Origin of the sequence: Streptomyces sp. NPDC093598 (assembly GCF_044764825.1) — a bacterium.
Lineage (GTDB): Bacteria > Actinomycetota > Actinomycetes > Streptomycetales > Streptomycetaceae > Streptomyces.
Window position 1 is genome coordinate 61,317 of sequence record NZ_JBIWIV010000019.1, and the last position, 14,721, is coordinate 76,037.

The 14,721-nt window shown below is 68.3% G+C and carries 13 protein-coding genes and 5 pseudogenes; 9 read left to right on the forward strand and 9 right to left on the reverse strand.

All coding sequences use genetic code 11. The features are described 5' to 3' along the window. Window positions 1-110: 110 nt before the first annotated feature. A complete protein-coding gene (locus ACIRDU_RS34510) occupies window positions 111-662 on the forward strand; it encodes a TetR/AcrR family transcriptional regulator (protein WP_403587218.1) in 552 nt (183 codons plus the stop codon). A gap of 105 nt (window positions 663-767) precedes the next feature. Continuing rightward, on the forward strand, window positions 768-1,199 hold the full coding sequence (locus ACIRDU_RS34515) for a DUF3995 domain-containing protein (protein ID WP_403587221.1): 432 nt from the start codon (window positions 768-770) through the stop codon (window positions 1,197-1,199). Between the two features lie 183 nt (window positions 1,200-1,382). Here ACIRDU_RS34515 and ACIRDU_RS34520 read toward each other — a convergent pair whose 3' ends face one another. Next, window positions 1,383-2,042: a hypothetical protein gene (locus ACIRDU_RS34520; protein ID WP_403587224.1), complete on the reverse strand. Its 660-nt coding sequence runs from the start codon at window positions 2,040-2,042 to the stop codon at window positions 1,383-1,385. 606 nt (window positions 2,043-2,648) lie between these two features. Between ACIRDU_RS34520 and ACIRDU_RS34525 the strand changes: the two genes are divergently transcribed. Further along, window positions 2,649-3,284, forward strand: a complete 636-nt coding sequence (locus ACIRDU_RS34525) for an LppX_LprAFG lipoprotein (RefSeq protein WP_403587227.1) — start codon at window positions 2,649-2,651, stop codon at window positions 3,282-3,284. A gap of 440 nt (window positions 3,285-3,724) precedes the next feature. On the opposite strand, the gene ACIRDU_RS34530 is transcribed toward ACIRDU_RS34525, so the two are convergent. Further along, complete coding sequence (locus ACIRDU_RS34530; RefSeq protein WP_403587230.1) at window positions 3,725-4,372, reverse strand: hypothetical protein; 648 nt, start codon at window positions 4,370-4,372, stop codon at window positions 3,725-3,727. Between the two features lie 186 nt (window positions 4,373-4,558). Here ACIRDU_RS34530 and ACIRDU_RS34535 point away from each other — a divergent pair. Continuing rightward, a pseudogene (locus ACIRDU_RS34535) lies at window positions 4,559-5,052 on the forward strand (IS5 family transposase). 181 nt (window positions 5,053-5,233) lie between these two features. Here ACIRDU_RS34535 and ACIRDU_RS34540 read toward each other — a convergent pair. Next, entirely contained in the window at window positions 5,234-5,497 is a 264-nt protein-coding gene (locus ACIRDU_RS34540; RefSeq protein ID WP_403587233.1) for a hypothetical protein, read from the reverse strand. Between the two features lie 1,043 nt (window positions 5,498-6,540). Then, window positions 6,541-7,506 (reverse strand): helix-turn-helix transcriptional regulator, encoded by a 966-nt coding sequence (locus ACIRDU_RS34545; RefSeq protein ID WP_403587236.1) that lies wholly within the window; start codon window positions 7,504-7,506, stop codon window positions 6,541-6,543. Between the two features lie 92 nt (window positions 7,507-7,598). Between ACIRDU_RS34545 and ACIRDU_RS34550 the strand changes: the two genes are divergently transcribed. The 3 genes and pseudogenes from ACIRDU_RS34550 to ACIRDU_RS34560 all read left to right on the forward strand — a co-directional run bounded on the left by ACIRDU_RS34550 (window position 7,599) and on the right by ACIRDU_RS34560 (window position 9,679). Next, window positions 7,599-7,964, forward strand: coding sequence for a VOC family protein (locus tag ACIRDU_RS34550; protein ID WP_403587239.1), 366 nt, complete (start codon window positions 7,599-7,601; stop codon window positions 7,962-7,964). 71 nt (window positions 7,965-8,035) lie between these two features. Beyond that, window positions 8,036-9,038: pseudogene (locus ACIRDU_RS34555) on the forward strand (IS481 family transposase). A 53-nt stretch (window positions 9,039-9,091) separates the two neighbouring features. Continuing rightward, entirely contained in the window at window positions 9,092-9,679 is a 588-nt protein-coding gene (locus ACIRDU_RS34560; protein ID WP_403587242.1) for a hypothetical protein, read from the forward strand. 901 nt (window positions 9,680-10,580) lie between these two features. Here ACIRDU_RS34560 and ACIRDU_RS34565 read toward each other — a convergent pair. The 5 genes and pseudogenes from ACIRDU_RS34565 to ACIRDU_RS34585 all read right to left on the reverse strand — a co-directional run bounded on the left by ACIRDU_RS34565 (window position 10,581) and on the right by ACIRDU_RS34585 (window position 13,210). Then, a pseudogene (locus ACIRDU_RS34565) lies at window positions 10,581-10,787 on the reverse strand (DUF4235 domain-containing protein). Window positions 10,788-10,852: 65 nt separating this feature from the next. Further along, window positions 10,853-11,335 carry a DUF3618 domain-containing protein gene (locus ACIRDU_RS34570; protein WP_403587245.1) on the reverse strand — a complete coding sequence of 161 codons (483 nt, stop codon included), beginning with the start codon at window positions 11,333-11,335 and terminating at the stop codon, window positions 10,853-10,855. Then, on the reverse strand, window positions 11,332-11,760 hold the full coding sequence (locus ACIRDU_RS34575) for a phage holin family protein (protein WP_403587389.1): 429 nt from the start codon (window positions 11,758-11,760) through the stop codon (window positions 11,332-11,334). Before ACIRDU_RS34575 ends, ACIRDU_RS34570 begins: the two co-directional genes overlap by 4 nt. Before the next feature lie 478 nt (window positions 11,761-12,238). After that, window positions 12,239-12,508, reverse strand: a complete 270-nt coding sequence (locus ACIRDU_RS34580) for a hypothetical protein (RefSeq protein ID WP_402612978.1) — start codon at window positions 12,506-12,508, stop codon at window positions 12,239-12,241. A gap of 144 nt (window positions 12,509-12,652) precedes the next feature. After that, window positions 12,653-13,210: pseudogene (locus tag ACIRDU_RS34585) on the reverse strand (DUF2382 domain-containing protein). A gap of 296 nt (window positions 13,211-13,506) precedes the next feature. On the opposite strand from ACIRDU_RS34585, the gene ACIRDU_RS34590 reads away from it, so the two are divergent. Together ACIRDU_RS34590 and ACIRDU_RS34595 are read left to right on the forward strand one after the other, a co-directional pair. Beyond that, window positions 13,507-13,908 carry a gas vesicle structural protein GvpA gene (locus tag ACIRDU_RS34590; protein ID WP_403587248.1) on the forward strand — a complete coding sequence of 134 codons (402 nt, stop codon included), beginning with the start codon at window positions 13,507-13,509 and terminating at the stop codon, window positions 13,906-13,908. A gap of 3 nt (window positions 13,909-13,911) precedes the next feature. Continuing rightward, window positions 13,912-14,674, forward strand: a pseudogene (locus tag ACIRDU_RS34595) (GvpL/GvpF family gas vesicle protein). Window positions 14,675-14,721 lie beyond the last annotated feature (47 nt).

A 14,721-nucleotide genomic window follows, 5' to 3' on the forward strand; every position in this document is an offset into this window, starting at 1 on the left:
CGGCGGAGCCGAAAGAAGAGACGTACAGACTTGTCTGCATGCGAGAAGCGATGACGGGAGCAACACCCCGGCTGACACAGGCCGAGCGGCGTGCGAGGACCAGGCAAGCAGTGCTGGAAGCCGCGGCCCGAAGGCTGTCCACCCACGGCTATGCCCACCTGACGCTGGATTGGGTGGCCGGCGAGGCGGGGTACTCCCGCGGTGCCGTGTATCACCAGTTCGCCGGCAAGGAGGAGTTGGCGCTGGCGGTTGTGACGTGGGTCGAGGAGACCTGGACCGCGGAGGTGGGCAGCCCCGCCGCCGAGGCCGACCCTGTCGATGCGCTGCTGACGCTGGCCCGGAAGCATGCCGTCTTCTGCCGCCGGGACGTGGCGCGAGTCCTGTTGACCTTGAGGATCGAGTTCGCCGGGCAGGACCATCCGGTGGGCCGGGCAATCGCCGGGATCGTCGACCGGCTCGACGCCGACTGTGCTGACCTGATCGCTGCGGGCAGGACGAGTGGGGTGATCCCTCCCGGGCCGCCGCCCCGGGAGACCGCGGCGGCCTACACCTCGGTCGTCGAGGCGGTCGGGATCGAGCTGGCCGGAAGGGCTCCCTACGACATCGAGCTCATGGACCGGGCAGTGCGCGGAGTGCTCGGCCTGCCCCCGACAGGGCGCTGACCGGGACGGCCACGACGCCACCGCGCGCCATCACATGTGGGCCTTGAGGCCGCCCTGCCCTGTGAGCCGGCGGTTCCCCGTCACGTCCGGACAAGGAGAATGCTCATGAGGTTCACCAAGCCCGCTGGATGGGTGGCGGCAGCCGGCCTCGCCGCCGCCGCGGCCCTGCACGTGGTCTGGGTCTGTTCACCGTGGCCGTTCGACGACCGCGCCGAATTCACCCGCACGATCGGTGGCGTGTCCGAAGCCGAGGCCCCCAGTGCCGCCGCCACGGCCACCGTGGCGGCGGCACTCGGTTCGGCGGCCTATCTCGTCGCCGCTCAGGCGGGCCTGGCCCCGCGCCTGCTGCCTGCCCGGCTCGGACGCCTGGGCGCTGCCACCGTCGCGGGCGTACTGCTGCTCCGCGGCGGCGCGGGTCTGGTCTCCTCCGGACTCGCCGACGAGCCCACCACCTTCACACGGTGGGACCTGGCCCTGTACTCGCCCCTCTGCCTGGCCCTCGGCACCCTCGCCGCCTACGTCGCGAAGAACGAGTAGGTCACGCCGTGACCGGTACCGCGAGGACAACGTCGATGACTGCCTTGCCGCCACCGGCCTGCTCGACTTTCCGACATCACGGATTCAAGTTCAGTAGCGGCGAAGTAACACCCCTGCCATCAAAGGCATTGGCCCCCACCTTGCGATCAGGGTGGGGCCGGTCTCATGCGAGCTGCAGACGCGTCATGCCGGGGCGATGAGGACGCAGGGAAGGTCACCGGCCTTCACGGCGTCCTGGTCGATGGCCACGCCCGTGTAGGCGCCCACGGCGGCGAACACCAGCTCGGGCAGGCGCTCGCCATGCTCCTCGAAGTACGCGACGACTTCGGCCTCACTGGCCTCAGGCATCGACGGGAACACCGCGCCCGCGGCGCGGAGGGCGGCATCGAGGGCCGAGCCCTGCCCGGTGTCGGTGCCGAAGTCAGCCCGGTAGGCGCAGGCATCGGGCGCATGGATGATCAGCGCCGGGGGGCTGAAACGGTTGGCGGTCAGGCAGACGATCTCTTCGCCCCCGCAGGGAAGCATCGACTCCACCTTCCCTTGGTAACCGGTCGCCCAGGTTGCCATGCCCCAGTCGTCCAGCACGTACGTCCACTCACCGCACGTGCCGTACATGGCGCGGTTGAGATGGGGTGAGGGCTGGCCCGGCTGCCCCGCCGGCGCACGCAGCTCACTGCACGGGGTGCGCGCTGCTAGCTCGTCGAGGTCGGCGCCCAGGTTGATGAGGAACTCGTCCGTCTCCACGCCTCGGGCCAGGGTCAGCGAGATGCCGCCGAGCATGCCGGGCACGGTCGATGAAGGGGTGTGGTGGTGTGCGCCTATCCACGCGATGCCGTCACTCATGCCGGGCAGACTATCGACCAGTATCGAGCTGCAAGGGCCAAAACTGGCCCCCTTGTCCAGCTTGGTCGGCCCGACCATGACCCCTTGTCCCGGTCTGCGCGCCACCGACCTTCGCCACGTTCCCCTTGCCCACACCAGCTACCCGGGCGCCGTCAGACCGCGGTCAAGGGGGTCTTGTGCATGCTGCTCCCTCGATCACCGCCCACCTAAGGGCGGTTCGAAGCGAAGGAGCCACGACGATGAGCACACACCAACCACCAGCGGGCGCCAGGCGAGCCAGCCCCGACCATGGGCTCGACCAGCACTGGGCAAGCCGTCCCGGCCTCCTGAGGTGCGGACTTGGGAGACCACGGGCGTCGAGGCCGAAAATCTCGGGCCCTGCATCCGCTTTCGTGCGACGATCTACAGGCCCTCTCGGGCTCCACCCTGCCGCAGTAACGATTCCCCGGAGAGTTCATGCGCCGCGCCCACCTCCTCTCCGCTGCTGTCCTCCTGCTGAGCACCGCCTGTTCCGGCGGTGCGGCGGAGGAAAGTGCGGAGAAGACTATGGATCACGGGGCAGCCGTGCGTGTAGCGATCGAGAGGACGAGCGCGGACAGCGCCCGCGTGGACGAGAAGATCGAGCTGAAGTCCGCCGACAGCCCCAGGACGTACGTGTTCGCGATCGCCGGCGCGTTCGACCTGGCAGGTGACAGGGGCCGGCTTACGGTGGAGTTCGAGGACAGTGGCATGGACCCCGTCGAGGAGGTCTTTGTCGGCGACACTGTATATGTGCGGGGCTCGCGGGATGTGGGCGAGGACAGGTGGGCCTCGGCCGTCCGCAGCGAGGCACTCACCCGCTATTTCCTGCGGGCGCCGCTGAATGACCCGGAGCACGTGCTGCGCCAGGTGAAGGCGATGCGGCAGGTGTCGAACGAGGGCAAGGAACAGGTGAACGGCGCCCCTGCGGTGCACTACCGGGGCACGATCGACCACGCCACCGCGACGCTCCGGATGACGGCGGAGACGAAGCGAGGGCTGAACGACCTGCGCGAAAAGCTGGGCGACGACATGCCCGTCTACGCGGACGTGTGGGTCGATGGGAAGGGGCGCGCCGTTCAGGTCCGGCTGTCCTGCTTCGGCGCTGTGAAGGCCATGACGACGATGACGCTGTCGAACTTCGGGACGCCGGTGAGGGCCAAGGCGCCGTCGGCCGAGCAGATCGTCCCTGTGACGGCGGGTGAGGATGTCCTGCTGGCTTGAGCAGGGGGCGAACCTGGCACGGGCTCCTGGGAGGACGTGAGACCAGGGGGCGGCGGCGGGGACGAAACCGGCGAGGGGCCAGGTCTTCCTGCGGCAGGTGCGGAGCAGGGCGTGGATGCGGACGAAGGTCCGCAGCACCTCGTGGAGCCCTGAGGCTCGGCAGCGGCCGGGTCCCTCGTCCAGGAGCGCGGGATGTACAGCTGTCGGTCCACCTCCGTGTGTCCGCGGGCGTTGGCGTAGACGAGGTAGACGGCAACCTGGGAGGGCGGCGCCGACTCCGCCAGCCGCTGCGATCGGGACCGTCAGCGAAGGGTGTGCAATGCACACGCCCGCCCGCCGCCTGCACTCGGCAGCGGCCGGGCACAGGCCTGCCGCACGCCGCCTTCGTCAGGCCAAGTTTCTACAGCGTCCGGCATCCGGCCGGGAGGCGGCGGGAATGCCTACCGCCGTCGGTTCCGGGGCATCAGGCCCGCGCGGCGGGCCAGTTCGTCCTCCGGTCCGGTGCCACGGCGCTTGCCCGGCGTCGAGCGGACCACGTAGCGGAAGGGCAGCCCGCCAGGTTCGGCGATCATGCCGCCGAACCTGGTGTCGCCGGCGAACCACACACGGTCCGCCGGGCGGGGCCCCCGCGGACGGGGGCCGTCCCAGCCGTCCGCGGGGACGGGGAACGAGCAGTGGCTCTGGCCGTCCGGCTGGAGCAGCACCACCCGCCCGTCCGTCCCCCAGCGGCGGCCCTGGACCCGCTCGCCCTCGGCGGCGACCACCCGGACGTCCTCTGTGCGCACGGGCCAGACCTGCCAGCCGTAGGTGGACATCACCAGCCGCTCCCGGCGTCGCGCCCGGCGCCACAGCAGCGTCAGGCCGACCGTGACCGCGATGCCGGGGATCACGCAGGCGGCGGTGACCAAGCCCGGGGCGGAGCCGGGGCCCGCCACAGTGAGGACGGCCGCCAACAGCAGCACTTCGGCGGTCAGCGCGAGGATGCCCCACCGCAGGCCGCGTTCACGCCGCCGTAGGACGTCCTCGACGCCCGGGGTGTCCACCGCCACTCCGGGCAGCACCTCATAGCCGTACTCCGCAGCGTTCATCACGTTCCCCTTCCGCAATGGCCGTGGTGCGGCGGCTTGCGGGCCTCCGTCGGGGCCAGAGCCTACCGGCCGCGGCCGGCCGCCAACGGAGGCGTTCGTCAACCGTGTCATGACCAGATACTGCTGCTGCTAGGACTTGTCCGGTCGATCATGTGACTACTTCGTCCACAGGCCGTTGATGTGGACATGGGGCGGGGAGATCTGACGGATGCCGAATGGGAACGGCTGCGGCCGTACCTGCCGGTGAGCAACGGCTGTTGCGGCCGGTGGCGGGATCACCGTCAGGTGATCGACGGGATTCTGCACCGGGTGCGGACCGGCGTTCAGTGGCGGGACTGCCCGAGCGGTTCGGCCCGTGGAAGACTGTTTACGAACGCCACCGGCTGTGGTCGGCCGACGGCACCTGGGAACGTCTGCTTCAGCAGGTCCAGGCCGCAGCCGACGCGGCAGGTGAAATCGCCTGGGACATCTCTGTGGACTCCACCATCGTCTGCGCGCATCAACACGCGGCCGGGGCCCGCACCGATCCGCCCCCTGCGCCCGCCACAAAGGGGGCCGACGAGGTGGAACACCAGGACGAGACTCCGTGGCAGAGCCTCGTCGGCCGCCTGGTGGAGGTAGTGCTGGAAGTGAGGGCTTGGGTCGTTCGCGGGGCGGGTTCACCAGCAAGGTCCATCTGAGCGCGGACGGCCGCTGCCGACCGCTCTCTCTGGTCATCACTCCAGGTCAAAGGACAGACCGCACCCAGTCAGTCCCGAGTTGTCGCCACTCGATACGACAAGCGCGGTTACGTCTACCTTGGCACCGCGACAGCGGCAGCCGTGGCAATCTGGCTCCGGACCTGAAGATCCGGGACCCAGCTCAAAGACCGCCCTCGGCCGTCCGCTGGTGCCCACACGGCACTCGGCCTCCGTTCTTGTCGAAGACCTCGGCATCGTTGCCAGAGTTCACCCACACCGTGATGCCCTGACCATGCACGACCACATTGAACGGCGACTCCTCCGCCTCCGTCTCAGTCACCACCGTGAACTCCTCGCCCGGACGCATCCAGTGATCGGTTCCCCATGGCTCGACCCACAGGCAGAGCATGGTGCTGGTCTCGTTGCTCACGCTCGTCTTCGACACGCTCGCACCCTAACCAGCAACATGATCGGCCGGACACGTCCTAAGCGAGGACGATCGCGAGTCCGAAGAGGAACACGGCTGCCGCGAGTTGGTAGTTCAGTGCGGCCCTGCCGTTCATCAGCGCAACCCACTTTGGCATCAGGTCTCGGTCCGAATCCCACAGTCCACGGCGGGACCAGGTATTGAGAGCCAATACCAGGTTGCACACCCCGACGAGAACAAGGCCGACGACCACGTTATCGCTGGACAAGTTCGCTTTACCCCCCTTTGGCGAACAGCATGTCGAGCAAGTATGCCCTGCGCAGGACGCAAGCCGCAGCGGCCGTCCACTCTCCGCGTCTCGCCCCAGGGCGCGTCCATTGGACGTACTACGAACGCGACATCCACCGCACCGCCCAGGAGCTCGCGGACTTCCGCCTGAATCCTGGCGACGTAAAGGGAGGTGCATCTGCCCATCTACCGCGATCACAACGAGCATGACCCGGAAAACTGGAGCCGGGCCGACTGGCGGCAGGACGGCCGCACGATTGCGGGCCCCGACTCTCCCCCCAGGAGGAGGTGCGGGCAAGGGCTGGCAGCACGGCGCGCGGGGGCATCCGGCCCCGGCCCGCACCACTGACCGATGGCCTTCGCCGCCGCCGACGCTGGCCGTAGGCGTTGCGCGACGCCGTGTAGACGGCGGGGACGCAGCGCTGGTCACAGCGCCACTACCAGCGGGTCACCCGAGCGGTTCACGACCGGCCTCCACACCCCGTCCGCCGACGGACCGGAAACGACGAAGACGTCCCCCCCAGAATCGTCGCCATAGGCCCCCCGACCTGGCAGAGTGCTCGCCACTCTCAAGCTTGCTCTGCCGACCGTGAGACCCCACGTCCACGCCAACGCCGCTCCGGCGCTCGGCCGGCCCGCATCCGCAGGTACTGGACCTGGACTTGTCCGAGGTCGCATGCGACGCGGATGACCCAGATCATCCCGGGTCAGATCCAGAAAGATCCGCGGTCACGCGTACTTGATCACCGTGTTCGAAGCCTAGTTGTTGCGGGTCAGGACGTTGGTGACGGCGCATAGTGGTGGGCAAGGTCGGTGGCGAGGGCGCGGAGGTGAACCCTGGCTTCGGTGGGGCCGTGCACAGTGATGGCGCTGCCGAACGGCAGTAGTGCTCGCACGTCCTCCAGATGCAGGAAGCGGATCGTCACCTTGTGGCCGGTGGCGGATGCCTCATGGTCGTCCCAGACGAGTCGTTGGCCAAAGATCCGTCGCGCTCGCTCGATCTGGGTTTGGTCGATGGTGGCGCTGACCTCTATCGCATGGTTGTGTTCCCACTGATCAATGAGCGCTGCAGCGACGGCAGCCAGGGTTTGGTTCTCGCGGATCCGTCGTGGCTGGTCGACTTCTTTCCACGTCGTGATCCGTTCGAGCCGGTAAATCTGTGGCACTTGGGCACAGTCGGCGACGAGATACCAGATGCCGGCCTTGGCAAACAGCCCGTAGGGATCCACGAGCTGGTCGCGTGGGCATGACTCGCGTGGGCTGTCGTACTCGATCCGTAGCTGGCGACCTCGCCGCACCGAGCCGATCAGCGAAGCCGGAGTCGTGCCGGAAGCTCGTGTCTGGAGCCAGGGGCGGCTGTCCACGTGCACTACGTCGGTGAGCGGCAGGAGCTCATGAACTCGACGTGACTGTGTAGCGACGATCTTGGAGAGCGCGCGCCGGCTTTCGACCGATGCGTTGAGCTCCGCACGTTGCTTCTCATCCAGCCCGGTGAGCGAGAGATGATCACGCTCGCCAGGCGTGAGTCGCGTGAGATCGAGCCCGGACCCGGGCAGCATGGTCACGCCTCCGAGGCGGCCCCGGTGTGCGGTCACGGGCAGACCGGCGTCGCGGAGCCAGTTCAGGTCCCGGGTGATGGTTCGAAGGGAAACCCCGAGCGCCGAGGCAAGTTCCTGTGTGGTCACTCCATCCCTCGATTCGAGGAGCAGCATCAGGGTGAAGAAGCGATCTGGGGTCACACCCCAAGTTTTTCAGGAATTACGACACGATGCGGCGCATATTCCGATCAGGCTGGCGGATGCGTACCTACGACCTGTGAGAAGGAACAAACATGACCACATCCGTCGTGTCCATCGTCTATGTGAACGACGCGCCCGCCGCAGCTCGTTTCTACGGCGACCTCCTCGGCATGAGCCCTTCGTTCGAGACTCCGGGATACATCACCTTCGACCTCGGGCCAGGCGCTGACCTCGCTCTGTGGTCTGACCAGTTCGAGGATCTGTCACCGGACGTCCCGCGTACCAGTGAGGTTTGCCTGGCCATCGACGGTGGGCCCGACGAGGTCAACGCGATCTTCAAGCAGTGGCAGTCCATGGGCGTCACGATCCTGCAGGAGCCACATGATGCGGGGTTCGGGCTGACCTTCCTCGCAGCCGATCCTGACGGGAACCGTATCCGCGTCGCACCGCAGGACTGAAAGGCCGCAATGCGGCAGGCGCCCACGCTAGGTGTCGCGCCTGCCGTCGTCTGACTTCGAGAGGACGACGAGTGCTCCACGCGAATGCGCCCCTGAGCGTCGAGGGTCGTAGGCGGCTCGTGAAGCGGTGCCAGACACGTCCCATCGCCCACGTCGCCGCCGAAATGGGCATCTCCCGTGCATGCTGCCAGCAAGTGGGTAAATCGCTGGCGATTACACGGTGATGCGGGACTGCAAGACCGCCGTCGAGCCCGCACCGGAGTCCGAACGCGACACCAGCATGGGTGATCGAGCAGATCGAGTCCTGGCGCCGCGAGCACAAGTGGTCCGCGCAACGGATCACCGACGAACTTGTGAGCATCGGTTTTGTGATCGACCGGCGGACTGTTAGCCGACACCTGACCCGGCTCGGCCTCGGCAAACGCCGCTTCATCGACCCAGGCCGAGAACAATCAAAAGCCGGGGAAGATCACCGCCCGCTGGCCCGGACACATGGTGCACCTGGATGTGAAGAAGGTCGGCCGGATCCCTGATGGCGGTGGGTGGCGGATCCACGGCCGGGACAGCGACCAGGCCAAGGTCGCTAGTCGGGCGAAGTCGGCCGGGGCGAAGCGCGGCTACGTCACCCGCACTCCGTCGTCGATGGTTTCTCACGGCTCGCCTACACAGAACCGCTGGGCGATGAGAAGGGGGCGACGGCTGCTGCCTTCCTCGCCCGGGCGAAGGTCTGGTTCACCGCCCACGGCATCAACCACATCCACCGGGTCGTCACCGACAATGGCGCTTGCTACCGCTCCGGCGACTTCGCCCGCATCGTCGGGCAAGGCACCCGGCATCAGAGAACCAAGCCATACACACCTCGGCACAACGGGAACGTGGAGCGCTACCAGCGCATCATGGCCGAGAAAGTCCTCTACGCCCGCGAGTTCACCGGCGAGGACGCCCGGTCAGGCGCGATCGCAGTGTCGAATATCCACTACAATTACCCATCGGCCGCATAGTGCTGCCGCCGGAAAGCCGCCAGCAGCACGCCTCCGCGAGAGCGTCACCAACGTCGAGCCCTCATACAGCTAGCGGCCGGTCCGGACGAACACCCACTTCCCCTCGGGAAGGATCCGCGGTCGCGGGTGTCCGGCTGGACCACGCGCACCCTGGCTGCCCCATTGCTCACGGGGACTCCGCCGGCTGCTCAGCTTGCCGCGCTGTTCCTGGCGGCTCACGCCTCTGCCCATCTGAACGGCACGGTTCCGGACGACCTGCCGCGAGCCTGTCGTGATCGCCTGCCCGGCCTGGTGACGAGCGGCTTCCTCGCCCATCTCGACGGCGACCGCTACCGGCTCGACTCCTCCATGCGGAACATGGTTGGACGGCTGCCTCACCGGGCCGACCCAGACGACTTTCGACCGCGCAAAGGTCCGTGGAAGGCCCCCCGGCCAGGCCGGACCACCAAGGCCGAGTGGGCACAGTGGAAGCAGGAGGCCCACCCGACAGTCCGGCAGAACGGGGAAGCGGTCGAGCGCTGCACCCTGTGCCGCCTACCCCGCGCTCAGGTGGCGGCCGCCTTCACTACCACCCGCTATACCGGCAAGGCCCCGCGCCACGTACGCGACGCGTACGACGCCTGGAAGGAGCGCAACCCCGGCCACGGCCTGCAAGCCGCCCAGGTCACCGCCGTGTTCCGGACCAGGCACGGGCACGGCCCCTCGTACGGTTAGCTGTGCTCCAGTCCCCGTTGGCCGCGGACGCTGCGGGGCATCATCGTCCAGCGGCTCCTGGCCGGCAGGTGGCTCGCCGAGATCCCATCCGTGCCGTGGACCCTGCGGCCGGGAGACACGGCCGCAGCTCATGGGATCCTCCAGCAGCCTCGCGCTGCGAGAGAGTGAGCCGCCCGAGCAGGGGACCGGTTCAGCGCGTCGAGACGAGGCGACTTCGTGGATCGCGCCCGCGGGCCCTGGTGCGCCGCACGGCCGTTCCCCGGATGGCGCCCGGGCGGTGACGCCGGGTTAGGCATGGGAGGGGAGCCGAGGATGGCCAATGCCCGTACGTACCCGCTGTGGCGGGAGCTTGCGATGAGCGAGGACCTCCCCAAGGAAGCTCTCAAACCGTGTCGAGACCCTGTGCGCCCGGGCGACGAGTCCATACGGCTTCGACCCCCAGGCCGACCGGTGGCGGGAGGAAGCCCTCAAGGCCGCACTGCCGACGCTGCTGACCCGGACCTCTGCCAAGCGGCTGCGACTGTGCCCACGGGCGGTTCACTCGGATGGGTCGGCGTTCGTTTGCAGTTGCCGCCAGCAGTGGTGGACGTGTTGCTCAGCCTCTCGCACGGCGCAGGAGGAGGCGTCCGAGCCCCCGGCCGCAGATGACGCAGTCTTGTCCGCGTGAGGTGCGGTGCGACGGCGCGCGACGTTTGCTACGCGCGCGACACGCGTTCGGTCGCCCTGGCGAAGGATGACGGCACGGGCGACCAAGATCGTGGCGATGACTGCGGCGGCGGTCAGCGCGGCAGCCGCATGCTGATCGGACATGACTGTGGGCGTCCTTCGTACGGGTACTTGCCGGGGGCGATGAGAGGGCCGGTATCCGTGCTTCGTACCGGCCCTTGCTCATCCTCATAGGTCAACCGGGCCAAGTGCCGGTCAGGCGGCGGGTGGCGGCGGCGCCGGCTCGGTCGACGGCGGCCTTGACCCCGGCGAAGATCGCGCCCTGCAGGGTGGCGGCGAGCAGCACCTCTGTCCAGGCGCGCTCCTCGTCGGTGGCGTCCGGTGCGTCCTCGTTGTGGCCGAGCATCTTTCACGCCTGCTTGAACAGTTCACCGGCGAGCATGCCGCTGACGGCTCCAAGGGCCAGACCGACCGGCTTGTAGGCGATCTTTGATGCCTTCGACCAGCTCACCCCTTCCGGCGGCGGCAGACCAGCCACACCACGGCGGCCGCACCGGCTGCCGCCAAGAGCAGGTTGCGGTTGTCCCGCGCCAGCTGTGCCCCCTGGGCGGTCTTCTGCCGCACAGGCTCGGGCACCTTCTCTTCCCACAGCTGACCGGCCTGGGCCGTCTTCGCCTTGGCCTGCCCGGCGGCGTGGGCGGCTTTGTCCTTGACCGGGTCGGGCAGCCTGTCCTGTGCCTGGTGGGCCAGGCCGGTTGCCTTCGCCTTCAGCTCCCCGGCCTTGGCTGAGGCCTGCTCCTTCAGCTCGTCGGCCTTCGCGGCGGCCTGTTCCTTGACCTCGGCGGCCTTCTCCTGGGCGCGGGCCTTGACGTCGGTCTTGGCCGCCAGCGCCTCGACCGTCTGCCCGAGCTCTTCTCGGGTCTGCTCGACCTGCTCGCGCAGCTCGTTGGGGCTGGAGGCGGTGGGCTCGTCGTGAGGCGGCTGGGTCATCGCTGTGCACTCTCCTTGATCTCGGCCACGTCGGCCTTCACGCTTTCGACCGTCTGCTCGGGCGTGGGCGGCGCGGCCTGGTCGACCTGCTTCTTTCCACTCATGGCCATCACTGCGGCGATCACACCCAGCACCGCGGTGACGATCAAGGCGGCGGCCCATACCGGCAGCGGCACCGCCAGCGCGGCAATCGCGGTGGCGACCAGCGCCTGCAGCATCAGGAAGCCAACTACCCCGGCTCCGCCGAACAGTCCGCCGCCTTTGCCGTAGCGCTTGCCCTTCTCCTTCATCTCCGCCTGCGCCAGCCTCAGCTCGCCGCGCACCAGCTCCGTCAGCTGCTGCGACGCCCGCTGCACCAGTTCGCTCATCGGCTCGTCGGTGCTGTGAGTACTCCTGCGGTCGGCGCCGGCAGGAGGTGGCTGCATGGTCGACACGACGATCACCTCCCGTCCGTCTTCGGTCCATTACGACGGGCCGCGTTGCAGCCCCGTCTCCTTGGTGAGGGTGCGAGTACCCCGAACAGACAAGATCAGGACAGGCTCGGTGCGGTGGTTGAGCCGAGGCTCGCGGGTCACCCGCACGGTGCGGTCTTGGTGCGTCGCGGCGGCGACCTGGCCGGCTTGTGGGCGTGTGCCCGGTAGTGGGCTGCCGGGTACGCAGCGCCGGCCCGCTCGTGCAGGTTCCGAGCGGGCCGGCGCGTGTAGGCGACGCAGGCTCGGCTACTGTTCCCCAGTCGTCGTGCCTTCGGTGTCGATCTGTTCTCCGCGGAGCTGGCCGCACCGTCTGGACCACATGGGTGTGGCGGAGCTGCCCACGGTCTGCCCCGGGGCCAGTCCCGCTGCCGGTCCTTTCCGTGCACGCCCAGCCGCGCCGATCTGTCGGTGGCCAGTGGGTTGCTGGGTGTCAGCTGCCGGCGGGCGTCACGCCGAACATCAGGGTGTGGCGTGGGACGTCGTACTGGACCGTCTGATTGTGCTCCAGCAGATCCTTCAGCACGTCGGCGTCGTCGGCGTCGACCGTGAGGACTTCTTCCCCGGCGCCTTCGTCCAGGACCAGCTGCAGGGTGAAGGTGCCGCGCTGGCCGGGTTCTCCAGCCACCCAGCTGAACTGGTAGTGGTTGACTTGGCGCACTTTGATGGCGGCTTCTGTCAGGGGCTGCTCGACCTGGGTCATAACGGCCGACTCCTTTTCTGTTCCGGTGTTGATTGCCCGGGCAGCGTCTCGAAGTCCCGGGGCTGGTGTCCGGCAGCTGTTGACCTGCCGGACCCCCCTTTTTCAAGTCCGCCGAGCGGCAGCGGGCAGGCGACGCGGGCTCGGTTACCTGTCGCGCCGGTCTTCATCGACGCCTTCTGTGTCGATCTGTTCCTTGCTGACCTGACCGCGCACCGTCTCCTCGTCCGTCTGCTCCTCCGTCGTCATGCGCACCCGCTCCACCGGCACCGTCTCGGTCTCCGTCACGGGGCGTTCCTCATGGAGGGTGACCTCGTGCTCGTCCTCGCTGATGTCGGGCCCGGACAGGGCGGCATCGCGGTCTTCGTCCGTGATCGGCCCGCGTTCGACGCGGACCTCCTCCCGGCGCACCGGCACGGTCTGCTGCACCTCTTCGGTGACGGCGACTTCGGAGTGGTGGCCGCTTGCGTCGACGTCGACGTCAGGTGCGTCCTTGACCTTGTCCTTGGGGTAGGGGATCTCCAGGTGGTCCTCCACTCTGGAGGCGTCGTGGATCGCCACGAAGGACTCGCTGGTGCCGAACAGGCCGGTCTAGACGCTGACCCACTCGGGCTGGCCCGTGGCGTCGTCGAGGAAGACGTGCTTGGCATCGCCGATCTTGTTGCCGTCCGTGTCGTAGACCGGGTGGTCGAGCACAGTCGGGATCTGCTCGTGGTGATCACAGTCTGCTCACCCCCTCTCTCGTGTGCGGCTCACTCCCTGCCCGGCTCACCATCCCAAAGGGTGTGAAACAGGAACAAGCATGTTGAATCGCGACGCGACAAGCGCGTCCCGGAGGCTGCTCTCACTCCCCGGGCCGGATCAGACGGTGTCCATCCACCGAGCTTGTACACGCGTTTGATCTCAGGTGACGTGGGCTACTCGCACCTGCAAGCCTGCGTCGCAGCGAGGGACAGCGCCGACGGGACCGCGCAGAGACAGACAGCGAGGGGTTGGTCCCGATGACCGTCGCGACACAGCAGGGCGGCGGGGGCGGTTCCAGCGGCCTGTACGACGTTCTGGAACTCATTCTCGACCGCGGGCTGGTGATCGACGCGTACGTGCGGGTCTCCCTTATCGGTATCGAGCTACTCACGATCGACGTACGGATCGTGGTGGCCAGCGTCGACACCTACCTTCGCTTCGCCGAGGCGTGCAACCGCCTCGACCTGGAAGCGGGGCCGCGCAAGCCGGCCGGGCTTACCGAGCTCACGGGGCAAGCGACTGAGTCCGGCACCCGCGGCAAGACCAAGGGAGCGCTGTCCGGCCCCGCTGAGACCGTCTCGGATGCCTTCCAGCAGGCACGTGACGAGGGCCGGGAACGTCAGGCCGAGTCTCCCGCCGCGGCGGGAGAGGGGGAATGAGAGATGAGCACGTACGTCTACGGGATCGTCCGCGCCTCACACCCCTCCCTCCGCGAGGATTTGGACGGCATAGGCGACCCTCCGCGGCCGGTACGCGTGCTGCGCCAGGGCGAGCTGGCCGCGATCGTCAGCGACGCCCCCGATCCGCTGAGGCCCAAGCGCCGTTATCTGCTTGCCCACCAGGCGGTGCTGGACGAAGCCGGAACGGGCGGCGTGGTACTGCCGATGCGGTTCGGCAGCGCCGCTCCGGACGACGACACGGTGACGGCGGTGCTCGCCGGAGCGTGCAGAGCACTTCCTCGAGCGACTGCGGGCCCTGGACGGCACAGCGGAGTACAACATCAAGGCCACCCACAATGAAGAGGCCGTGCTCCGTGTGATCATGGCGGACCATGACGACATCCGGTCCCTGGCACAAGCCAACCGCGAGGCCGGTGGCGGCACGCAGGAGCAGAAGACTCGGCTCGGGGAGATGATCGCCGCCGCCGTCCAGGCCCGCGAGACAACCGACGCGCAGCTGCTCCGGCAGGCGCTGGAACCGATGGCCAAGGCAGTCAGCGCCGGGCCGCAGAGCACCGGCTGGCTGGCCAATCTCTCCGCCCTCGTGGACCGCAGGTCGGCGGGTCAGTTCCTGGCCGCGGTGGAGGACTTCCGCCAGGAGCATCCGCATCTCGAGCTGCGTGTCAACGGCCCTCTGCCGCCCTACAGCTTCGTCGACACCCCCGCGTCCCAGCAGGCCGAAGGCGGCGCCGCCGAAGCGTTCTGAGCCGCAGCAACCCAGCAGACGAACAGGTAAAGCAGCGGCGCAGCGCG

Excerpts from the sequence above, each read along its gene's own strand:
- ACIRDU_RS34515 (WP_403587221.1), top strand. The coding sequence starts at position 768 with ATGAGGTTCACCAAGCCCGCTGGATGGGTGGCGGCAGCCGGCCTCGCC.
- ACIRDU_RS34520 (WP_403587224.1), bottom strand. The coding sequence starts at position 2,042 with ATGAGTGACGGCATCGCGTGGATAGGCGCACACCACCACACCCCTTCA.
- ACIRDU_RS34590 (WP_403587248.1), top strand. The coding sequence starts at position 13,507 with ATGACCGTCGCGACACAGCAGGGCGGCGGGGGCGGTTCCAGCGGCCTG.
- ACIRDU_RS34580 (WP_402612978.1), bottom strand. The coding sequence starts at position 12,508 with ATGACCCAGGTCGAGCAGCCCCTGACAGAAGCCGCCATCAAAGTGCGC.
- ACIRDU_RS34550 (WP_403587239.1), top strand. The coding sequence starts at position 7,599 with ATGACCACATCCGTCGTGTCCATCGTCTATGTGAACGACGCGCCCGCC.
- ACIRDU_RS34575 (WP_403587389.1), bottom strand. The coding sequence starts at position 11,760 with ATGCAGCCACCTCCTGCCGGCGCCGACCGCAGGAGTACTCACAGCACC.
- ACIRDU_RS34530 (WP_403587230.1), bottom strand. The coding sequence starts at position 4,372 with ATGAACGCTGCGGAGTACGGCTATGAGGTGCTGCCCGGAGTGGCGGTG.
- ACIRDU_RS34570 (WP_403587245.1), bottom strand. The coding sequence starts at position 11,335 with ATGACCCAGCCGCCTCACGACGAGCCCACCGCCTCCAGCCCCAACGAG.